Here is a 20,245-nt window from a genome sequence, read left to right on the forward strand (position 1 = left end):
AAAGAGGCAATGTTTTCGAAGTCTCCATCTGAAAGAGAAGCCATAGCCTATCGCTCTCCACCATGTCATAGTGAATGTTTTTTAGAAGCGTTCGAACAAAGTGAGTTACGCTCCCAATATAAGCGTGAGCGAAGCGATGGGTTAATCCATAAAAAGAAGCAATGTTTTCGAAGTCTCCATCTGAAAGAGAAGCCCTCACAAGCAAATCCCTACCTCTCCCCCATTCCAAATTGCTATACTTAAACCAAGCAATATCAAAGGAGGAAATAAAATGACACTACAAGGCAAAAAAATTATCGCTCTAATCAGCGATGATTTCGAAGACTTGGAGCTTTGGTATCCTGTTTTACGGGTACAAGAAGCAGGAGCGCAAGTCCATTTAGTAGGGGAAGAAGCAAACAAGGTATATCACGGGAAATACGTGGTTCCAGCAACAAGCGATTACAGTTTTGAAGATATTAAAGTCGAGGATTACGATGGCATTCTTGTTCCTGGTGGTTGGTCGCCAGATAAGTTACGCCGTTTTGATAAAGTGATTGAATTTGTCCGTTATTTCGATGAGCAAAAGAAACCAATCGGTCAAATTTGCCACGCAGGTTGGGTGCTAATTTCAGCAGGAATTCTCAATGGTGTGAATGTTACAAGTACACCTGGAATCAAAGATGATATGACGAATGCAGGAGCAATTTGGCATGATGAAGCGGTTGTTACAGACGGCCATATCATATCTAGCCGACGCCCACCAGACTTACCTGAATATGTACCAGCTTTCATCGAAGCTTTCAAAAATTAAAAAAACCGGAGAATCGTGTTTCATGACGATTTTCCGGTTTTTTCATGTGAAGTAGTAGCTAATAACGAAACCAATAAACGATGGAATCGCTGCTACAGCAAGTAAAATACTCCAGCGCAATTGTACTTTTCGATTTGGATTTTGCGATCTACCTATGGATACAAGTGCTGAGCAAATAATCGACGCAAAAATCAAGACCATCAATACAAAAGAAAATAGCGATGACATGCTGTACCCAGTAGTGACTAAACTAAAAATAATAACTAACGCGGCAATCCCAACCCCACTAAAAAATGCTTTCCACAAATGGCTCACTCATTTCTATTTTCAACTATCACTTACATTTATAGCAGATTTGTTAGTTGTATGTCTAATAAAATGGATATGTTCTTTTTTTAGATAACGCTTACATTATGATTTTTAGGGATTTAGCATCGCATTAAGCTCTTTTGGGAGGATATAAAATTCATGGATTATCTACAGACAAGTGTATGAACGTAAAGCTATACTGATTAAAGAACATACTTCTTCTCTGCTCTATTCATGATGTTTGTGCAGTGCTTGATTAATAATCAACTAAAAAATTAGGAGGTAACGATGAAAAAGAAAAGTACAGTTATTCAAAAGGGCGTCATCGGATTACTTGTTAGTGGTATGATTCCATTTAGTGATGTTGAAGTTAAGGCAGCATCTGATAGTTTGGAAGATGTCCCGACGTTTTCGAAAACAAGTAAGAACCAATTGACGACACGCAACGCACCACTTATAGGAAATGGGATTGCTAATGTGTCCAAAGGCATGGAGAAACCAACAATTAGTACCCACTATATCGGAGCAACATATCTTCGTGGAATAGCACCAGATGCCGCAAAAGTAAGGTTAAGTATCGCAGGCAAGTTAATTCGAATAGTGGATGTAGCGCAAGATCATAGCTTTAGAATATATGCCAATGATATAGCTGCATTCAAAACACCAGGAACCATACTAGAAGTGACAGCTCAACATGAAAATGGTGCATACAGTGAGACAGTAACCAGCACTGTAAAAGAGTTCAAGGCACCGACATTGGATGACTATAGCGTTGGGCAAAAATATATAACAGGAACGGTAGCAGACGGAACTAGCAGAATATCGCTATACAGTAAAACAGGCATACTATTACGAAATGGACAAATGGAAGCCGACGGTACTTTTAAAATTACAGCCAATGACTTGCCTGCGCTTCAAATCGCTGGTGATTCATTTACAGTGAAGGCTGTCACAGCAAGCGGCGTTATAAGTGACGCGACGCAGGGAATGATAGAAGCAGAAATTTTGGCAGCAGCTCCAACTGTTAAAGCGTACTATGTAAATGATACGTACATTACAGGAAATGTATCTGAGCGCGCGGTTAGGGTTTTTCTGCGAGTAAATGGAAGAGCTTTGCGAGGTGGAACCATAGCCCCAGACGGTAGCTACCGTATTTACGCCAATGATATAGTAGAACTAAAGCAATCAGCATCGACATTCGAAGTTGTGGCGCAAGATGTTAATAATCGGTATAGTGAAGTTGCAACAAGCAGTGTCAAAAGCATACCAGCTCCATTGATAAACCTCTACCGAGCAGGGCAAACATATCTTACTGGAAGCGTAACCAATAAGGCGGCTCGAGTAAGTGTCTATGATAAAACAGGAAAATTATTACGCAATGGGCAAGTGTATGCAGACGGTACATTTAGAATCTATGTGAGTGGCGTACCAGAACTACAAATGGCTGGAAATAGCCTTATTGTTAAAACATTTACTGCCAATGGCGAGCGAAATGGTGAAGCCAGTCAGATTGTATCCAGAGCAATAGACGAACCAACTACTTTACGTGTCACCCACAATAGCACCGAGGTGAGTGGGACAGGGCTAGCCGGTGCCGATGTATTCGTAAAAGTAGGAACGAAGGAAATCGGCACAGGTAAAGTGGCTAGTAACGGTAGCTATACCATCGCTATAGCAAAACAAGCGGTAGGCACTAAGTTATCGGTACACCAAGAGCGAAATGGCGTGGTCAGTTCAGCAACGGAAGTCACCGTCGCTAAGGGACTCGATGCGCCAGACATTAATCGACTATACACCTACAATGATTCTAGGATTGGTGGAACAGGAGAAGCAGGTGCGACTGTCATCGTAAGTGTCGATAGTAAAGAAATAGGCCGAGGCCAAGTATCCGAAACAGGAAGTTATTCCATAGCCATACCAAAGCAAGCCGTAGGTACAACATTGTCTGTCGTACAACGTAAAGATGGGGATACAAGTAGCAACAGAAACACGATAGTACCAGTCACTATTTCTTCACCGACTGTCATTACCTCCAATGAAGTAAGTATCAGAGGAATAGCCCGTAGAGGATTCGCAACAATAAAGGTTTACAACGAAGCGAATCAAGAGATAGCTACCACAAGAGCAATAGGAAGCGGCTCTTTCGTGGTGAGTATTCCCAAGCAGGTCCCCGGCAGTAAACTAACACTGGTATCGATTGCTAGTTCCTATTCCGAGCTAGAAAGTATCGATTTATCTGTTATCAAAGGACTAGACGCACCACAAGTAAACCAAGTGACAGCTTTCCACACAAGTGTTGAAGGGATAGGAGCCCCACAGAAGACAATAGCAGTCAAAGTGGGAGCGACAGAAATTGGAAGAGGGACCACGGGAGTGAATGGGAAGTATAAAGTAACGATTCCAAGACAGCCAGCGAATACGACGTTACTTGTCTCGCAAATAGCTGGGAACGATAACAGTCCTAGTCAGCCTATAACGGTAACAAAAGGGTTGGAGGAACCAACTGTGTCGCCTATTACACATAACCATACAGAAATAGTGGGTAAAGGGACGGCTGGTGCCACTATTTCCGTGAAAGTCAGCGAGCAAGAAATTGGCACATCTACAGTAAAGACAGACGGTACGTATCAAGTGACTATCCCTAAGCAACCGGAGAGCACGAAACTAAGCATAGAACAACGTAAGGATGGCGATATAAGTGTTCCTCACCTAGTAACCGTGATTACAGGATTGAGTATAAATACGGTGACAACAACTAGTACAGAGATTAACGGAACAGGTGTTGTAGGGGCCACAATGACTGTGGAAGCTGATAATCAAGTATTAGGAACAGGAAAAGTTGGCACTAATGGACTGTATGCGATAGCCATTCCCAAACAAGCAGCAGGCGTGAAATTACGCGTGAGCCAAAGTAATGGTCCTGTAGAAGTCATGGAAACAACCGTATCTAATAATACCAATCAAGAGGCCGGTGATTTGGATGCAACCAGTGTCGCGGACTTTGGTGCAAATGCCCTCGATGCTACTAGTATGCTTGACCAGTCGACTAAACTGCAAAATATCATTAACCAAGCATCAGCTGCCAATAAGCAAGTATTTATACCAGCAGGAAACTATGTTATTAATAGCTCTATTCGAATGCTCACCAATATGAAACTTAAAGGCGATTTGACACAAGGGACAGTGCTTAAGAATACGTCGGGTAGCGGTGTATCCTTCCATGCGACCGAGTATAGTGAGAAAAGGAATATACGTATAAATAATCTTTTACTCGACGGTATTAGTATATCGGCACGAGTGGCTACCAATATTTCCATAACCAATAATATTTTCTATAATCCTAATCCAGGCTTTAACATCATCCTGTATGCGAGCGATAATGCGATGATAAAGTCGAATGTTTTCATGAGAGACGCTAAACACGCGCAACCAGGTCTTGGAAATACGACGATATATGTTAGTGGCTTTGCAACAAGCGGGACGTATAGACACATGCAAAACACACAGATAGAAGGCAATATCATAGGGCTTAAAATTAGTGAGCTATCTGGTATAAGAAGTGTAAGTACAGAAGAAACAAAACCAACGATAACAAAATTACAAACACTAGTCGAAGCTAAGAAAATAGATGTAGAAGAAGATGAGCATAATTATATAAGTACTGGAATTAATTCGTATAACACGCTGAAAGATGCGAAAATAAATAAAAACTTCTTCTACTCAAACTCAGATAATGTAGATAAACATGGTGTAGGGCAAGACCACGCTATCTATCTGAGAGGTTCGCAAAACATCGATTTTGTAGGCAATCATGTTCGTGGATTCCATAACGGCCCTCCAGGTGGAATAAAGTTTAAATCTGGAAGGAACATTCTTATTATGAATAATTATTTCCGAAATACAGGCGTTATTATGTATGGAAATACAGAATATGGATTGGGAGACACGTATACACCTGTAGCAGAACTTTCCAATTGGTTAATAGCAAATAATACGATGGATTGGAAAAGATGGGAAGACTTTTATGCAATCGGAATGGAGCTAAATTATGCGACTCGAACAGCAAATACGAAGAACGGGGTCTTCATCGATAATCGGTATATCAACTATCAAAATATACCTTCTAATAGAAGAGCAAATATGAAGATTGCTTTTGCCGATGATATTGGTTTCTTACCTAAAAACTCCTATTTAGCAGGTAATACACGAGATGATACGGTTGACGGCATTCTAAGAGCAGACAATTGGCCAGCTAATTATAATTATCCAAAAACATCAGATTTTAATACATGGAATGGCCTTCTTCATCCAGATATGGGGAAAGCGTATCATGAGTACATTTCTACAAAAATACCGATGCGCGATGATTTAAAAGTAAAGTAGCTAGAAAAAAATAATCTTGGTATGAAAATAGCAACCTGATTCCAACGAATAGTCAGGTTGCTATTTCTATGATTAAAAATCGTGACTTGTGCGAGCTGAATCTTCACTTGGTAAACACATGAAGACAAGTAAAATGATGCCACCAACGATTGGTATTAAAACAAGTAAAATAAACCACGGGTTCTTGTTGGAATCGCGTAAACGGCGGACCATTAGGCTGAGCGTTGGTATAAAACAAGCTAGACCGTATAGCCCCATTAAGAGTAATACAAACAAAATTGGAACAACGGTAAAATAAAAGAATAAATCTAAATCCTTACCCGTAAATGATACTGTTGTAAAAAATAAAATCAAAATAAAAATATGAAATAGTGCGACAATAATGGCGTTCCACAAAACGATGTACCAGTATGCTGAACGTGGCGCGCGATCTTTGAAATTCACATAATTACGCCAAAATGATTTGTATGCTTCTGAAAATCCCACAATGAAAGCCTCCCTGTTTATAGTACTTTTTCAGTATATCATAAATTGAGGAGGGAAATTTGTCAAATTTGTGAATAATTTTTGCTATCAAAAAGGCTACCCAGAAATGATGGATAGCCGAATCTTGTATTAATGTGGTAAGAAAGCGACCAGGATGAAGAATAGAATCGCGATAACAATAAGGAACCAGTTGAGTTCGCGCCATTTTCCGGTGAATACTTTCAAAATTGGGTAAGAGATGAAACCGAATGCTAGACCAATGGCGATACTTGATGTTAATGGCATCACTAGAATAACAAGGAAGGCTGGGAATGCTTCGTCCAACGTGTCCCAATCGATTTCTTTTACTGCACCAATCATCATGCTACCAACTACAATAAGTGCTGGTGCAGTGATTGCGGAAATACCTGATACGGCACCCACCAATGGGGCGAAGAAGGCTGAAACGATGAATAATCCGGCAACTGTTAATGTTGTTAAACCTGTACGTCCGCCTGTTGCAACACCTGCTGAAGATTCGATGTAGGCACTTGTTGGTGTTGTACCGAGCATGGAACCGACACTTGTTGCTACCGCATCGGCTAGTAGTGCATGTTTGGCATTTGGTAAGCTTTCTCCCTTCATTAAACCTGCGCGTTTTGCGACACCAATCATGGTTCCTGTTGTATCAAAAATAGTGATGAGTAGGAACGAGAGAACCACGCCATAAAGGCTGTACGTGACTACATCGCCAAATGCGTGAATTGGGTTTGTGATAACTAGGTCAGGCATGGATGGCATTTTGACAAAGCCGTTGAATTTTAACTCGCCGGTGAAGAAGGCGATAATTCCTGTGGCAATCATACCGATGAAAAGTGCGCCTTTGACGTTTAATGCTAGGAAAATAAGTGTGATAAGTAAGCCGGCGATGGCAAGTAATGCTTCTGGAGAATGTAAGTCGCCAAGTCCGACTAGGTTGGAGTCGCTTTTAACGATGATGCCAGTCATTCGGAAACCAAGAAAGGCAATGAAAAGACCGATGCCCGCTGTGATTCCTGCTTTTAATGTGTGCGGAATGGCTGTGATTAATTTTTCCCGGAAAGGGTTAATGATAGTAGCAAGAAAATAATACCGGCCACGAAAACAGCGGTGAATGCCGTTGTGTAGTCTAGTTTTTGCGTTGTGACTACGGTGACGAAATAGGCGTTCATGCCGAGTCCCGGTGCGATGGCGATTGGGTAGTTGGCGAATAGTGCCATCCAGAGTGTTCCGATGACCGCTGAGATAATGGTTGCCATAAAGACGGTGTTAAATGGTACGCCAGCTGCTGAAAGGATTGCTGGGTTGACGACAATAATGTAAACCATGGTTAAGAAGGTTGTAAATCCTGAGATAACTTCGGTTTTTACGTCTGTGCCATTTGCTTTTAGTTGAAACATAATTCCACTCCCTTTAAAATAAAGACGTTTATAACGTCTGATTACGAACGTTTAAAACCACAATTACAATAATATTCGTTTTTTAACTAAATTGCAAGCTTAATTTGGAGAAAATGAATCTTTTAAGGATGAATGGGTCGGATGTGGTATAATGAAGGTGTTGAAATAAGCGAGTTGGAGGAGAATCATGAAGGCATTTGTTTTTGATTTCGATGGTACGATGATTGACACGGAAGCGGTTTGGTTTGATGAGACGCAGAAATATTTGCGAGCGGAGTACGGGTTGAATTTGCCAATGGAGGTATACGAGAAGGTTGTTGGCAGTTCGGATGAGCCGTTACTTCTTTATATGGCGGAGGCGACGAATGGAAAATTTGACGCAGCGGCTTTTCAAAAGTACATAGATGTGGCTGTTCATAATGGTCGCGATAAGCTGGAGATGCGTGACGGGTTTATGCGCGTGTATCAGTACGCCAAAGACAATGGGTACAAAATTGGTCTGGCAACGAGTTCTGCGCGTGCTTGGGTGGAACCGATTTTGGAGAAGTTCGGGATTTTAGCTGATTTTGAAACGATTCAGACGGCGGATGATGTGGAGGTTATTAAACCTGATCCTGCGCTTTATCGTCAAGCTGTAGAGGCTCTTGGTGTGAAACCGGAAGAAGCGGTGGCCGTGGAAGATTCGCGGAACGGCTCGTTGTCAGCAATTGGCGCGGGACTTCATACGATTGCGATAAAAAATGAAGTAACGAAGGGCATTGTTTTCCCGGAAGGCGTTACGGTGTATGATTCATTTGCAGATGTGGATTTAGATGCCTTTTTAGCGGGTAAGTAAAGAAGGAAATGAGAAGGAGCGATGACGATGATTGAAAATACGATAAAAGAAGTCGAGTTATTTGAGCAAATGAAACATGGGGAACCGGTGCTGCTTGTGACGGCAATTGGCTATATTATTGGCATCACGGATATTCCAGATGAAATACCGCACAGTGTTGTGAAGTTAAAAGACGTGTATATTAACTGTGTGTCTGCTTCTCGTGTGAATCGTTTTTCAAAAGGACTGACGGTTTCAGTGGATCAGATTATTGGATTTAATGTGTTGACTGAGGAAGAAAGATTGCAGACGGTGACGAATTGGCAAGTGTCGATGGCGCCGAGTATTGGTTAGTTGAATTTAGTAAAGGCTAGGAAACGTCCACATATGAGACTGCTCCTAGCCTTTATTTGTTAGAATGAAAGACTAGCCAACCGATCAAAAGCCTCTTCCAACACATCCAAGCTCTGCGTCGCAGCTAGCCGAACGTAATTATCGCCGGTATCTCCAAACGCAAGGCCTGGAATTAGCAGGACTTGTGTTTCTTTCAGGACGTATTCGCAGAACGGGACGGAGGTCATGCCGGAGCCACTGATGTTTATGAAGGCGTAGATGGTTCCTTTGGCAGGACGCATGGACAAGTACGGGATTTCGGAGACACGTTTGTCGACGTATTCGAGCCGTTCTTGGAAGATTTTTGTGACGGTAGGTATGAATCCTTCAGCGCCATTTAGAGCGTGTATCGCGGCTCTCTGTGACGGTGTCGGGGCGGAGAAGGTGATGCCTTCGTTGATGGATTTGACCGTTTCGATGATGTAGTTTTCAGCAATCATGTAGCCGATGCGCCAGCCTGTCATCGCGAAGTTCTTCGAGAGGCTGCCGAGTGTGATGGTGTGTTTTGGCGCGAATGTGGCCATTGGGGTGAATTTTTCTTGGAAGCTGAAGCCATCGTATACTTCGTCGGATAGGATATAAAAATTGTTGTTTTTCGGCTAGTTCGGCAATTTTTTGGAAGACTTCTTTTGAGAAAACGGCGCCTGTTGGGTTGTTTGGTGAATTTAGAATCAAAGCTTGGGTTTTGTCCGTGATGGCTGCTGCTAAAATATCCAGATTGATTGCAAAATCGTCTTTTTCATAGGTTGGAATGAAAACGGGCACACCGCCAGCTGCTAAAACTTGATCTTTATATGGCGTGAAGTATGGTTCGTGAATGATTACTTCTTCGCCTGGGTCAATGATGGCTTGCAACGCTAAATACATACCGTGACATGCACCAACTGTGGCGCGAATTTCGTGTGTTTCAAATGCTAAATCGTATGTTCGTTTGTAATAATGAGCGATTGCTTCTAAAAGCTCGACGTCACCAGATGCTTCGGTGTATTTCGTTTGCCCACCGCGTACATCAACGAATGCGGCTTCGATGATGGCTTGGTCGGTAATTAAGTCTGGATCGCCAATTGAGAAGTCGATGAGATTTGGCGTTGTTTTCGCGATAGTCGTGATTTGAGACAGAATATTGACGGGAGCTTGTTGGTATTTTTTTGCTAAATTAGATACGTTCATTTTTTTAAAACCTCCATATGTAGATAAAAGTGGAATGCGCGTATGTTTGCATTCCACTTTTTGTTTATTATAACACTTTTCCGAGAAAACTTTGTGTTCGTTCGTTTTGTGGGTGTGAAAAAATTTGTTCTGGTGTGCCTTCTTCTTGGATGTAGCCGCCGTCCATAAAGATGACGCGATCTGCTACTTCTTTGGCAAAGCCCATTTCATGTGTTACAACAACCATTGTCATGCCTTCTTTGGCCAGGCTCTTCATTACTTGAAGTACTTCGCCAACCATTTCTGGATCAAGCGCAGACGTTGGTTCGTCAAAAAGCATCACATCGGGATTCATTGCCAGGGCACGAGCGATTGCAACACGTTGCTTTTGCCCTCCGGATAGGGAAGAAGGGTAGCTGCCTGCTTTGTCAGCAAGTCCTACTTTGTCCAGCAATTCCAAGGCGTGTTTTTTCGAGGATTCTGCGGTTTCGCCTTTGACTTTTAGCGGTGCCAATGTTAGGTTTTCAAGCACGGTTTTATGTGGAAACAGGTTGAAGCTTTGGAAAACCATGCCCATGCGTTGGCGCAATTCGTTAATGTTGACGTTTTTATCTGTGAGGTTAGTGCCTTCGAATTCGATGACGCCACCAGTTGGCTGTTCGAGTAGGTTGAGACAGCGTAAGAATGTGCTTTTTCCTGATCCTGAGGGGCCGATGACTACGACCACTTCGCCTTGTGCGACCTCAATATCGATTCCTTTTAATACTTCTAATTTATCGAAATGTTTTTGTAGTTGGTTTACTTTAATCACTTGTTCTCATTCTCCTTTCAGCTACACCTAGGAGTCTTGATAGACCGAATGTTAGGATGAAGTAGATGACTGCGGCAATTGCATATGGAAGGAAGGCATTTAGACTTGCTCCAGCAACGACGCCAGACATAAACATCAATTCACCTATACCGATAATCGATACCATGGATGATTCTTTAATAACAGTAATAAATTCATTACCGAGAGCTGGTAAAATATTCTTTATGGCTTGTGGAAGAATGATATAACGCATACTTGCAGATTTAGTCATACCTAGGCTACGCGCGGCTTCTTCTTGTCCTTTATCGACTGCCATTATTCCAGCACGGATAATTTCGGCTACATAAGCAGCACTGTTTAGTGATAGGGCAATGCACCCAGCAACAATTGCTGGTAGGTTTAACCCTGCGAAGATAGCAGTGGTACCGAAGTAAACTAAGAAAATTTGAACGAGGAGCGGTGTTCCACGTAGAAATTCGATATAGCAGTTAGCGGGCCAACGTAGCCATCTTGTTGGAGATAATTTCATAAGAGCAACTAGAGCGCCGATAATGGCTCCAAAAAATACGCCAATTGCTGCGATACCAATTGTATATAGCGCCCCTTTTAAATAATAAGAGCCATATTGAGTAAAGAAATTCCCCTCTTTGAACATTGCTTTACTTGCTTCTTCTTGGTATTGCTTTAAAAGTCCTTTATCTTTAATTTCTTTTAAAGATGTGTTAATACTTTTTTGTAGAGAAGTCGTTCCTTTATTCATAGCAATTGCAGTTTGTTTCGTACCATTTACAAAATTCACATCAGAAATCATTAAATCATTATATTGTGTGATGTAGGCGTCAGCAACTGGACCTTCTAGAACAACCGCATCCAGTTTTTTTTTGTTGTAGCTCTAACATTAAGGTTGTTACTTTGGATAATGATTTTACAGTAGCACCTGTAAGTTCATCTTGTGCTAGAGCTTCTTGTGTTGATTGTTTCTGTGCGCCCACTTTTGCACCATGAAAATCAGTTGTAGATTGAAATTTATCTTTATCTTCTTTTCTGATAACCACTTTTTGCTGAACAGTCATGTATGGATCAGAAAAATCTACTTCTTTTAAACGCTCAGGTGTTGGAGACATTCCTGAGATAATTACATCAATTTTATTAGTTTTCAAAGCTGGTAGTAGGCTGTCGAAGTCCATTTCGCTGATACTTAAATCAACGCCCATATCTTTGGCAATCTTTTTCGCAATACTAATATCAAAACCAACATATGTGTCTTTGCCTTTAATTGTTTTGTGGAACTCATACGGCGGATAGTCAGCGGAAAGACCCACCACGAGTTTGCCTCTTTTTTGTATATCTGCTAGCGATGTATCTTTTTCTGCAGCCAAAACGGGAGAAAAACTAGCAAATAGAATCATGAATATAAAAAATATAGCGGTTAACTTAAGATAAAACTGCCCTTTAAACATGTATACACTCCTTTGCAATGTATATCATCTTGGTGTTTTATGCATTTTCATGTATAAATACAAAGATGAACATAGAATTAATAACTTCTTTCGATAGATATAATAATACATTAATTTGAGTAATTATGCAATAGTGTTTTTAATAAAAATTGGGATTGCTGTACGCCTCGCTTTCTGGTGACGGAGTAAGCGATTAGATGTTACAATGTAGCAGAGTAGAAATCTAAGCAAAAAGGTGTGGTACGAATGGAGAAAGAATACGAACTTGTAATACAGGAAGCTGAATTTCTGAACGATGCTAAAGGTGTATTCGACGGAACTATTTTATGTATGGAGTTTTTTGTTAGTAAAAGTAGAGCGGCTTATGATGCGCAAACGGATGAACCGATGTTACAAAGAAGGGATCGAAGTCGGGTGAATGAGCTTGTGGATAGAGAGTTAAAGGCATTTCAGAAACGATTGGAAGATGAGCCAGATGTCCGGCCGTTACGCCAATTGGATGATCTTTTTCAAGTGTTGGAAGAGGGGATTGGCGGGCTGTTTTCACCGGAACATGAGATAGAGTTTGCTAATTTAGGAATAGAGGGTTTTATTCAAGTACATAATAATCCGGAAATTCTAGGGCGACATTCAGATGTTCTGCTAGACAAGGTAATGAAAAGTATGGAAGACGAAATGTAAAAATAAAGCCAAATATATACCCGTTCATAGGGCTGTATATTTGGCTTTCTACGTTAAAATTCCTCTTTTATTAATCGAATAATAAAGAATGACAGCAAAAAGAAGGCAGGTGGCAGTGTTGGTGTTTCGGTGTATTCAATCATGACGGCACTGCCAGATAGTGATTTATCGATGCCGATGTGGGCGATGTCCGCGTGATCTAGCAGGATTTTAATCAGTCCTTTTTCTTCGGTTTGAATGATGTCGATGCGATGTTGTTCGTGGACACCTTTGATGTGCAGGCTATGCTTGCTATTTGGTACTTCTTTAAAGGAAACATCGTAATTGGGGTCGGAGTTATGATACACAACAGATGAACCGTCTTCGCCGAGCCAGCCGATTTCGATAGTTAGTGTTGCTAGTTCTTGATGGGTCACTTCATTGGAGTAGCTGTATAGAGGCTGATTGTTTTGAAATGAGATACGTGACGAAATTTTTTCAATGCGCCCAATAATTTCTTCGTTTTCATTCTTCACTTCAATCGGGTTGCTTTTCCGTAGGACTAGGGGTTTTTGAAAGTGGAAACTAGGCATTATTAATTCATCTCCTGACGTAAATGTTGTATATGGTTCTTTTCCCTTTTATTTCTGCTAAAAACATCAAAAAACTCGCTCTTCCGAAAAAATCGAGAAAGCGAGTTATATTTTATGCTAAAAATAATTTCAAGACGAAATAAATGGCTGCGGCAATTGCTGCTGAGATTGGCAATGTGATGACCCAAGTTGTAATCATGCGTTGCGCCGTGTCCCATTTAACGCCTTTCACGCGGTGAGCTGTTCCAACACCAAGGATGGAAGAACTGATAACGTGTGTTGTGCTGACTGGTAAATGAATGAATGTCGCGCCGAAGATGATAATAACAGAACTTAAATCTGCTGCTACACCACTAACGGGTTTGATTTTCATGATTTTACCGCCGACTGTCTTGATGATTTTCCAACCACCAATAGATGTACCGACTGCCATGGCAATCGCACAGGATACTTGGACCCATAATTGTACGTCATCTGTATGTTGGAAGCCATTTGCAATCAAGGCTAATGTAATAATACCCATTGATTTCTGCGCATCATTCGTACCATGTGTGTAGGATTGAAGCGCGGCTGTGCCAACTTGAATATAGCGGAAACGACGGTTTGTGGACGACAAGTTCAGGTTCTTTAAAAAGATTTTGAAGATGCTGTAAATCAAATAACCGACAGCAAACGCGATGAATGGCGATGCGATAAGTCCGATAACAATAGTTAGAAAACCTTTATATTCCAGTGCGCCGAATCCAGCTGCGGCAATGGCACCACCGGCAATAGAACCGATTAAGGCGTGTGAGGAACTACTTGGGATACCAAAGTACCACGTCACTAAGTTCCAAGTAATTGCGGATATAAGTGCTGCTAAAATAACAAGATCACCATGTGGTAGTGAGAACGGATCGACAATGTCTTTCGTAATTGTCTTGGCAACGCCCGTGAAGGAAATTGCACCGACAAAGTTCATCACTGCTGCTAAAATAATTGCATGTTTAGGTTTTAATGCTTTTGTGGATACACTCGTTGCGATAGCATTAGCGGTATCATGGAATCCGTTGATAAGATCAAATGCTAATGCAGCGAGAACGATGACAACCGTAATAAATAACATACCTTCCATTTAGCCGGCCCCTTACGCGTTTTTCATAACAATTGACTCTAGTGTATTGGCTACACTTTGGCAACTGTCTGCGATTTCTTCAAGATTTTCATAAACTTCTTTCATCCGAATTAAGCGGATAGGATTTTCTTCATTTTGGAAAAGTTGAATCAAGGACTCGCGGTATACTTCGTCACAGATTGATTCGTAATTCTTTATTTTAATAGCTAATGTGCGTACGTCTTTTAGTTTCTTATCAAAAACTAGGTCTACTGCTTTTTCGATTTCTACTGTGCTTGCTTCAATGGCATCGATGAATTTCTGCATGTAGTCGTCAAAGCGTTTGATATGACAAATTTCGAATGTGAAGGCAACTTGTTCGAAGCCGTCCATTACGTCGTCTAATCGGTTTGTTAGTTCTAACATGTCTTCGCGCTCGATTGGCGTGATAAAGGCATCGTTAAGTTCTAAAATCATTTTGTGGACTAGCGAATCACCATGTGTTTCATATTCTTTCATTTTTTCTGAAAAAGTATGTAAATCTTCCCCAGTTTCAATGTTGTAAGAAGCGAAATAGTTAGCGCCCTCACGTAGATTTACTGCCATATCATGTAATAATGAAGCAAAACGGTCTTTCTTATTTTTAAAAGCCATTTCATAATTCCCCCGATCTTTTTTGTGTGATTTTTTCCCAGTATAATAGGGCTCACTTTTTCGTTGTTGTTAGTGAGCGAATCTTTACAGAAAATATACTTAAAAAAATCATTACAAGGATAGAAATTTACCACATATTCATACTAACATAGGATGGCTGTAATAGGTATCTTTTTTTTAGTAGGAAATAGGTGAAAACTAGTTGGAATCGGTTACATTTGCATTTTAGCGGGTTTTTAAAAAATAGCTGGACGTATGAATTTTTTTTTTGCGGTGTTGCAGATATGGTGCATGTAGTGTCAAGATTATAACGTGAAATCTTATTTTTTCGTGCATAAGCTACATTTCATGCGGCATTTATGTGGATAATATTATGTAATTTCTGTATACTGGTTTTAAGTATTTTAAAGATATTAGAGCATGGCGGGTATAGGTAAACTACAAGAAGCAGGAGGTTTTATCGATGGTTCATTCGTTTCAATCGCGTTTTCGTTTAAATAATGGTGTAATGATTCCGTATTTTGGTATGGGTGTCTTTCAGGTGACTGATCAACAACATGTTCCTGACGCGATACAGAAGGCTTTGGAGGTAGGGTATCGTTCGTTTGATACGGGTGCTGTATACAATAATGAAAAACTAGTCGGAAAGGCCATAGGAGATAGTGATGTGGCGCGTGACGAGCTATTTATTAGTTCGAAAATTTGGAATGGTGATCAGGGCTATGAAAATGTTTTGAAAGCATTTGAGCATACGCTTGCCAATCTTGGTGTCGATTATCTGGATATGTATTTGATTCACTGGCCGCTTGCGGAAATGTACACGGAGACGTGGCGGGCGATGGAACGGTTGTATGAAGAAAAAATGGTGCGCGCGATTGGTGTGGCTAATTTTAAGGAACATCATTTGGCGAATTTGTTTGTGAAGGCCAATGTGAAGCCTGCGATTGATCAGGTGGAGATGCATCCATTTTTGCCTCAAAATGAACTGCGGACGTATTTGGCGGAGCAGGGAATTGCACACGGTGCTTGGTCGCCGCTTGCGAAGGGAGCTTTGTTTCAGAATCCAGTGATTGGTGAGATTGCGAAGAAGCATGGGGTGCATGTGGATCAGGTGATTTTGAGATGGCATATGGAACGTGATACGATTACGATGTTGCGCTCGATTAGCGCGAAACGAATGTTTGAGAATACGCAAATATTTGATTTTACGTTGGACGCGGATGATATGAAGCGAATTGGTCGGTTGGAGAACGGGAAACGTGTTGGGCCTGACCCAGATGATGTGGCATTTATGATGGCGAGCATGGAGAAGGAACGGGAAATGTTTTCTTAGGGGAGACTAGGGATGAATAATTATGCGGAACGATTGATTCAGTTTTTGAAGGAACGGGCGGATTCGGATGAGAGACAGGCGATGGAGCAGTATATGCGGAACCAGTTTGTTTTTCTAGGATTGCGAAGCCCGGTGCGTCGTGTGTTGTATCGGGAATTTGTAGCGGAGAACGGAAAGCCGCAGGGCGTGGTTGCTGTTGCGCGGGAATTGTACGGGCAGCCAGAACGGGAATTTCGTTACATGGCGATTGATATGCTTAGCAAAGTGGTGAAGAAGCAACCACGTGAGATGCTGGATTTTTATGAGCAGTTGATTGTGACGGAACCCTGGTGGGATACAGTCGATTTGCTGGCGAGCACGCTTGTTGGTGGACACTTGCAGTTGTACCCAGACATGATAGAAGCGTATAATAAGAAATGGATTGATGGGAAGGACATCTGGCTTGCGCGGACGGCGATTTTGTTTCAGTTGAAGTATAAGGACAAGACAGATGTAGCACGTCTTTTTGCAAACTGTGAGAAATGGCTAGATTCAGACGAATTTTTTATTCAAAAAGCCATTGGTTGGGCGCTACGACAATATGCAAAATTTGATGCGAATGCGGTCTTGGCGTTTGTGGAGTCGCACGATTTGGCACCACTTAGTCGTCGGGAAGCGTTGAAACATTTTTAATAGATAAAATATGTAAAATCAAAGGAGAAATAACATGTCAACTATTACTGAAAAAGAGATTCAAGAAGCGCAAAACGCATGGGGAAATGCCATTATTGAAATTGGAAATCGTTATCGGAATCAAGAAGATTATCAAGCGTACACAAAAGAGGTTGTGCCAACTTTATATGCTTTTGGTGAGCGCGATGTTTTGTTTAAACCGACGCGTGCCAGTGTGGTTCCGTTTCGGACAAATTTAGACGAGGCGCTATCTTATTTTGCCGGTAGTGGTGTTGTAGCAGAAGATGTTGGTTTTGCTTTGCAACTATGGCACAATATTCGTTTTGAGAATTTTAAAGTTATCCATGATGGAAATACGGCGTTTGCAATGGGGCATTATTTCTTCACGGATTATAATAGTTATGATGAGCTGAAGGTAGAGTATACAATGGGTTATTATCGCAATGAGGAAGGCGCGCTTAAATTGTTCGTCCATCACTCTAGTTTTCCTTTTGTACCGAATAACTAGAAAAGGTTGGTGTGTGATGTTACATCATGTGGAGCTGAACGTTTCGAATTTGGCGGAAGCGCGTGTGTTTTGGGATGGGTTGCTGTCAGATTTGGGATACACGCTTTATTCGGAATGGGAGAAGGGCGTTAGCTGGATATATGGCGAAACGTACTTGGTCTTTGTGCAGACAGAGGAACGATTTTTAAAAGAAGATTACCACCGTGGACATACTGGGTTGAATCATTTGGCGTTTCATGTGGAGACACGAAGCGATGTGGATGATTGGACGGAGCATTTTCGAGCGCAAGGGGTGCCGATTTTGTACGAAGATCGTCATCCGTTCGCTGGTGGACCTGATTATTATGCCGTTTTTGTAGAAGGCCCAGACCGAATGAAAGTGGAGTTAGTCGCGAAATCAGAATAAAATTAAGAGGCAAGAGACTTAGGTAATCGATATCTAAGCTTCTTGCCTCTTTGTATACTTATTATTCTGGTGTGTCGGACAATGTCCATGTTAGTGTTGTTGCATATTCAGAATCAGCATATTTAGCGCTTTTTCCGGGGATAGTTAACGTAATTGCATCGGTTGCTGCGGCATTGTCGGCACCAAATTTATCGACCCATTTACCCATACCTTGTTCTTCATTTGCGCTCATTACAATCGCAGCTGTTCCGTTAGGGTTTAGTTTAATTTGTTGATTGGCTGCCGGGGGTGTGATATCGGACCCAGTTTTTGTGACAACTGTGCCTTTTTTTTAGCTCAATTTCTGCTCCAGCTAATGTGCGGTTTGACTCGTCTTCTAATTGGCCATTTTGTGCTACGGTTAAGTGCCAACCTGCGTTATTACCACGGTTGTCTGTCACTTGGACGCTATTTGGAACTTCGATTTCTTCACCATCTACGCGAACTTTATCTAATTTTGCGTGATAGGTTTTTGTTTCAGCAGAAATTTCTTGTGTGCCAAAATCAAAAGAGGACGCGTAGTCAATGCTTAACGGACCGCCTGTTCCTGGATATGGTGTGTCACCTTCAGCTGGATCGAGTGGTTGGTCTGGATTTAATGGGTTAACAGAAGGATTGATGTCACCGCTCGTTTGTTGGGTGAATTTAACTTTGCCATCTGATGTTACTGATCCGACCTCAGCTGCGTGCGCGCCAGAACCTATGGATACAATGACAGCTGAGATTGTTGCTAAACCTACTACGATAATTTGTTTCATGTTCATGTTTTATTTTCTCCTTTAAAGTGTTCTCGTTTGATGTTGCCTACAAGAAGTCACTTGATTTATGGTGTATCGTTTAATGTCCACGTGATGCTTGTTTTATAATCGTGATTGGCTTTTACGCCAGTCGGATTTACTTTCATTCGTAATCCTTGATTCGCGGGGGCTCGAATCGTTGTGATTTCATTTTGGTTAGAAATACCTTCGTGAATAACAAAAGCTTGATTATCTAAAAGTACCGTTTCCTCCGTATCGTCTGTATAAGTGATTGCGTTGTGGAGTTGTTTGGCATTCGGGTCTTCTTGATCTGAAAAAGCTCCATTCACGGTTGCCGTCAATGTCCACGGAGAACCATTGTTGCGTGTATCTTTCACTTGAATGTTCCAATCTGGATTTTGTCGGTTAATTGTGATATCTTCGCTACGAATCTCTGTTGTTTCAAAAAGAAGATCTTCAGGCGCTTCGTTAAATTGAAAAATGGTATTGTCAAAAACGGTAACGGTTTGTCTTAGTGTTGTTGTATTACCGTCAGAATCTGTCACTGTATAAGTTAAATCATAGTTTCCAGATTGGTCGGAATCTAGCGTTCCAGTTAAGACTATTTGGTTTGTGAGATCACCATCTTCTTTATCCGTTGCGTGAACTGTTGCCATTGGATCAAATGTGTCATGAAGGTTAATTGTGATTGCTGTTTCCCCAGTAATAATGGGGGCTTCCGTAACAACGACTGTCTGTGTCCAAGTGGCAGTCATCTGGTCACTATCTGTTACTTCATATGTGACGTGGTATGTGCCAGGGATAGTCGTCGCAACATCATTACTTGTTATCCTGATTCGATTTGTTAAGTCGCCATCTTCGCGGTCTGTTGCATTCACCGTTGACATCGGGTTAAATTCACTATTAGGATTCAATCTCACAGGATTAGTCCCTGTTATGACTGGCGGGTCCTGTGATTTTACATGAACGTTCATTTGTGCTGTAACAGTGTTTCCGTCGCTGTCTGTCACAGAATAGCGAACATAGTATGTTCCGGGAACTTCCATATCAACGTTATTTTCCGTCACTGTGACTGCTTCTGTTAAATCACCATCCTCGGCATCGGTTGCCGTCACATTCTCTAATGGATTGAAAGTATCACCAATAATAAGTTCGCTGTCTGTCACGTTTATAGTCGGTGGATGATTTGCAATAATATTTGTTTGGATTTCGTTAGAATAGTTTGTGTATGTTGTATCTGTGTAGCCTTTGTCTTGATGTGTCACAGTTGCTTGGATAGACAAGTTGTCCGTTATTGTTTGCCCACCGAGAGTTACGTTGACTGTTTTTGTGGCATCCTTGGCAATATTGTCTAGCGGTATACTTAAAATGCGTGACGCACTATCATAATTTCCAATGACTTGCGAGCCATTTTATCGTCACTGTCCCAGTCATTGTCATGCCTTCGGGAATTGGGATTTGCAAAGTCGAAGCTTGAGACTCCATTCCGCCTTCATTTTTGACTTGAAATTGG

19 protein-coding genes and 3 pseudogenes are annotated in these 20,245 nt (G+C 41.4%); 10 read left to right on the forward strand and 12 right to left on the reverse strand.

Annotated elements, in window-relative coordinates:
• Positions 1-243, forward strand: a 243-nt coding sequence (locus PRIP_RS17455; RefSeq protein WP_206538211.1) for a hypothetical protein, incomplete at its 5' end; no start/stop codon positions are given.
• Between the two features lie 28 nt (positions 244-271).
• Positions 272-793: a type 1 glutamine amidotransferase domain-containing protein gene (locus PRIP_RS15485; RefSeq protein ID WP_036102455.1), complete on the forward strand. Its 522-nt coding sequence runs from the start codon at positions 272-274 to the stop codon at positions 791-793.
• Between the two features lie 42 nt (positions 794-835).
• Here PRIP_RS15485 and PRIP_RS15490 read toward each other — a convergent pair whose 3' ends face one another.
• Positions 836-1,099, reverse strand: coding sequence for a hypothetical protein (locus tag PRIP_RS15490; protein WP_036084083.1), 264 nt, complete (start codon positions 1,097-1,099; stop codon positions 836-838).
• Between the two features lie 291 nt (positions 1,100-1,390).
• On the opposite strand from PRIP_RS15490, the gene PRIP_RS16525 reads away from it, so the two are divergent.
• A complete protein-coding gene (locus PRIP_RS16525; protein WP_052008986.1) occupies positions 1,391-5,485 on the forward strand; it encodes an Ig-like domain-containing protein in 4,095 nt (1,364 codons plus the stop codon).
• Between the two features lie 72 nt (positions 5,486-5,557).
• On the opposite strand, the gene PRIP_RS15500 is transcribed toward PRIP_RS16525, so the two are convergent.
• The gene (locus tag PRIP_RS15500; protein WP_036102456.1) at positions 5,558-5,971 is read right to left on the reverse strand and encodes a DUF805 domain-containing protein; all 414 of its coding nucleotides are present in this window, start codon (positions 5,969-5,971) and stop codon (positions 5,558-5,560) included.
• A 129-nt stretch (positions 5,972-6,100) separates the two neighbouring features.
• A pseudogene (locus PRIP_RS15505) lies at positions 6,101-7,389 on the reverse strand (NCS2 family permease).
• Positions 7,390-7,576: 187 nt separating this feature from the next.
• On the opposite strand from PRIP_RS15505, the gene PRIP_RS15510 reads away from it, so the two are divergent.
• Both PRIP_RS15510 and PRIP_RS15515 read left to right on the forward strand, forming a co-directional pair.
• The gene (locus PRIP_RS15510) at positions 7,577-8,224 is read left to right on the forward strand and encodes an HAD family hydrolase (protein WP_036102458.1); all 648 of its coding nucleotides are present in this window, start codon (positions 7,577-7,579) and stop codon (positions 8,222-8,224) included.
• A 27-nt stretch (positions 8,225-8,251) separates the two neighbouring features.
• Positions 8,252-8,557: a hypothetical protein gene (locus tag PRIP_RS15515; protein WP_036102461.1), complete on the forward strand. Its 306-nt coding sequence runs from the start codon at positions 8,252-8,254 to the stop codon at positions 8,555-8,557.
• Positions 8,558-8,616: 59 nt separating this feature from the next.
• Here the strand turns inward: PRIP_RS15515 and PRIP_RS15520 are convergent.
• The 3 genes and pseudogenes from PRIP_RS15520 to PRIP_RS15530 form a co-directional block, all read right to left on the reverse strand.
• A pseudogene (locus tag PRIP_RS15520) lies at positions 8,617-9,766 on the reverse strand (pyridoxal phosphate-dependent aminotransferase).
• 67 nt (positions 9,767-9,833) lie between these two features.
• A complete protein-coding gene (locus PRIP_RS15525) occupies positions 9,834-10,556 on the reverse strand; it encodes an amino acid ABC transporter ATP-binding protein (protein WP_036102463.1) in 723 nt (240 codons plus the stop codon).
• Positions 10,549-12,016 (reverse strand): annotated as a pseudogene (locus PRIP_RS15530) (ABC transporter substrate-binding protein/permease). Before PRIP_RS15530 ends, PRIP_RS15525 begins: the two are co-directional and overlap by 8 nt.
• Positions 12,017-12,262: 246 nt before the next feature.
• Between PRIP_RS15530 and PRIP_RS15535 the strand changes: the two are divergent.
• On the forward strand, positions 12,263-12,697 hold the full coding sequence (locus PRIP_RS15535; RefSeq protein WP_036102464.1) for a hypothetical protein: 435 nt from the start codon (positions 12,263-12,265) through the stop codon (positions 12,695-12,697).
• Positions 12,698-12,750: 53 nt separating this feature from the next.
• Here PRIP_RS15535 and PRIP_RS15540 read toward each other — a convergent pair whose 3' ends face one another.
• From PRIP_RS15540 to PRIP_RS15550, 3 genes are all read right to left on the reverse strand, one after another.
• Positions 12,751-13,269 (reverse strand): hypothetical protein, encoded by a 519-nt coding sequence (locus tag PRIP_RS15540; protein WP_036102467.1) that lies wholly within the window; start codon positions 13,267-13,269, stop codon positions 12,751-12,753.
• A gap of 112 nt (positions 13,270-13,381) precedes the next feature.
• Positions 13,382-14,383: an inorganic phosphate transporter gene (locus PRIP_RS15545; protein ID WP_036102470.1), complete on the reverse strand. Its 1,002-nt coding sequence runs from the start codon at positions 14,381-14,383 to the stop codon at positions 13,382-13,384.
• Between the two features lie 12 nt (positions 14,384-14,395).
• Complete coding sequence (locus PRIP_RS15550; RefSeq protein ID WP_036083158.1) at positions 14,396-15,016, reverse strand: DUF47 domain-containing protein; 621 nt, start codon at positions 15,014-15,016, stop codon at positions 14,396-14,398.
• Positions 15,017-15,479: 463 nt separating this feature from the next.
• Here PRIP_RS15550 and PRIP_RS15555 point away from each other — a divergent pair, with 463 nt between their 5' ends.
• Genes PRIP_RS15555 through PRIP_RS15570 form a run of 4 tightly spaced genes read left to right on the forward strand, consistent with a single transcriptional unit; the run spans position 15,480 to position 17,935 of the window.
• The gene (locus PRIP_RS15555) at positions 15,480-16,349 is read left to right on the forward strand and encodes an aldo/keto reductase (protein WP_036102472.1); all 870 of its coding nucleotides are present in this window, start codon (positions 15,480-15,482) and stop codon (positions 16,347-16,349) included.
• 12 nt (positions 16,350-16,361) lie between these two features.
• Positions 16,362-17,021: a DNA alkylation repair protein gene (locus tag PRIP_RS15560; RefSeq protein WP_036102474.1), complete on the forward strand. Its 660-nt coding sequence runs from the start codon at positions 16,362-16,364 to the stop codon at positions 17,019-17,021.
• A gap of 34 nt (positions 17,022-17,055) precedes the next feature.
• Positions 17,056-17,529 carry a hypothetical protein gene (locus PRIP_RS15565; RefSeq protein WP_052008987.1) on the forward strand — a complete coding sequence of 158 codons (474 nt, stop codon included), beginning with the start codon at positions 17,056-17,058 and terminating at the stop codon, positions 17,527-17,529.
• Positions 17,530-17,545: 16 nt separating this feature from the next.
• Positions 17,546-17,935 carry a VOC family protein gene (locus PRIP_RS15570; RefSeq protein ID WP_036102477.1) on the forward strand — a complete coding sequence of 130 codons (390 nt, stop codon included), beginning with the start codon at positions 17,546-17,548 and terminating at the stop codon, positions 17,933-17,935.
• A 61-nt stretch (positions 17,936-17,996) separates the two neighbouring features.
• On the opposite strand, the gene PRIP_RS17065 is transcribed toward PRIP_RS15570, so the two are convergent.
• Genes PRIP_RS17065 through PRIP_RS16530 form a run of 3 tightly spaced genes read right to left on the reverse strand, consistent with a single transcriptional unit; the run spans position 17,997 to position 20,015 of the window.
• A complete protein-coding gene (locus PRIP_RS17065; RefSeq protein WP_420912131.1) occupies positions 17,997-18,167 on the reverse strand; it encodes a WxL domain-containing protein in 171 nt (56 codons plus the stop codon).
• Between the two features lie 31 nt (positions 18,168-18,198).
• Positions 18,199-18,738, reverse strand: coding sequence for a WxL domain-containing protein (locus PRIP_RS15575; protein WP_052008988.1), 540 nt, complete (start codon positions 18,736-18,738; stop codon positions 18,199-18,201).
• Between the two features lie 59 nt (positions 18,739-18,797).
• The gene (locus PRIP_RS16530; protein WP_052008989.1) at positions 18,798-20,015 is read right to left on the reverse strand and encodes an immunoglobulin-like domain-containing protein; all 1,218 of its coding nucleotides are present in this window, start codon (positions 20,013-20,015) and stop codon (positions 18,798-18,800) included.
• Positions 20,016-20,245: the final 230 nt, after the last annotated feature.

The sequence above is a fragment of the Paenilisteria riparia FSL S10-1204 genome (assembly GCF_000525995.1).
GTDB lineage: Bacteria > Bacillota > Bacilli > Lactobacillales > Listeriaceae > Listeria_A > Listeria_A riparia.

Coding starts and splice junctions, on each gene's coding strand:
- PRIP_RS15575 (WP_052008988.1), bottom strand. CDS start 18,738: ATGAACATGAAACAAATTATCGTAGTAGGTTTAGCAACAATCTCAGCT.
- PRIP_RS15510 (WP_036102458.1), top strand. CDS start 7,577: ATGAAGGCATTTGTTTTTGATTTCGATGGTACGATGATTGACACGGAA.
- PRIP_RS15485 (WP_036102455.1), top strand. CDS start 272: ATGACACTACAAGGCAAAAAAATTATCGCTCTAATCAGCGATGATTTC.
- PRIP_RS15565 (WP_052008987.1), top strand. CDS start 17,056: ATGTCAACTATTACTGAAAAAGAGATTCAAGAAGCGCAAAACGCATGG.
- PRIP_RS16525 (WP_052008986.1), top strand. CDS start 1,391: ATGAAAAAGAAAAGTACAGTTATTCAAAAGGGCGTCATCGGATTACTT.
- PRIP_RS15515 (WP_036102461.1), top strand. CDS start 8,252: ATGATTGAAAATACGATAAAAGAAGTCGAGTTATTTGAGCAAATGAAA.
- PRIP_RS15550 (WP_036083158.1), bottom strand. CDS start 15,016: ATGGCTTTTAAAAATAAGAAAGACCGTTTTGCTTCATTATTACATGAT.
- PRIP_RS15560 (WP_036102474.1), top strand. CDS start 16,362: ATGAATAATTATGCGGAACGATTGATTCAGTTTTTGAAGGAACGGGCG.
- PRIP_RS17065 (WP_420912131.1), bottom strand. CDS start 18,167: ATGAGCGCAAATGAAGAACAAGGTATGGGTAAATGGGTCGATAAATTT.
- PRIP_RS15555 (WP_036102472.1), top strand. CDS start 15,480: ATGGTTCATTCGTTTCAATCGCGTTTTCGTTTAAATAATGGTGTAATG.
- PRIP_RS15545 (WP_036102470.1), bottom strand. CDS start 14,383: ATGGAAGGTATGTTATTTATTACGGTTGTCATCGTTCTCGCTGCATTA.
- PRIP_RS15570 (WP_036102477.1), top strand. CDS start 17,546: ATGTTACATCATGTGGAGCTGAACGTTTCGAATTTGGCGGAAGCGCGT.
- PRIP_RS15535 (WP_036102464.1), top strand. CDS start 12,263: ATGGAGAAAGAATACGAACTTGTAATACAGGAAGCTGAATTTCTGAAC.
- PRIP_RS15540 (WP_036102467.1), bottom strand. CDS start 13,269: ATGCCTAGTTTCCACTTTCAAAAACCCCTAGTCCTACGGAAAAGCAAC.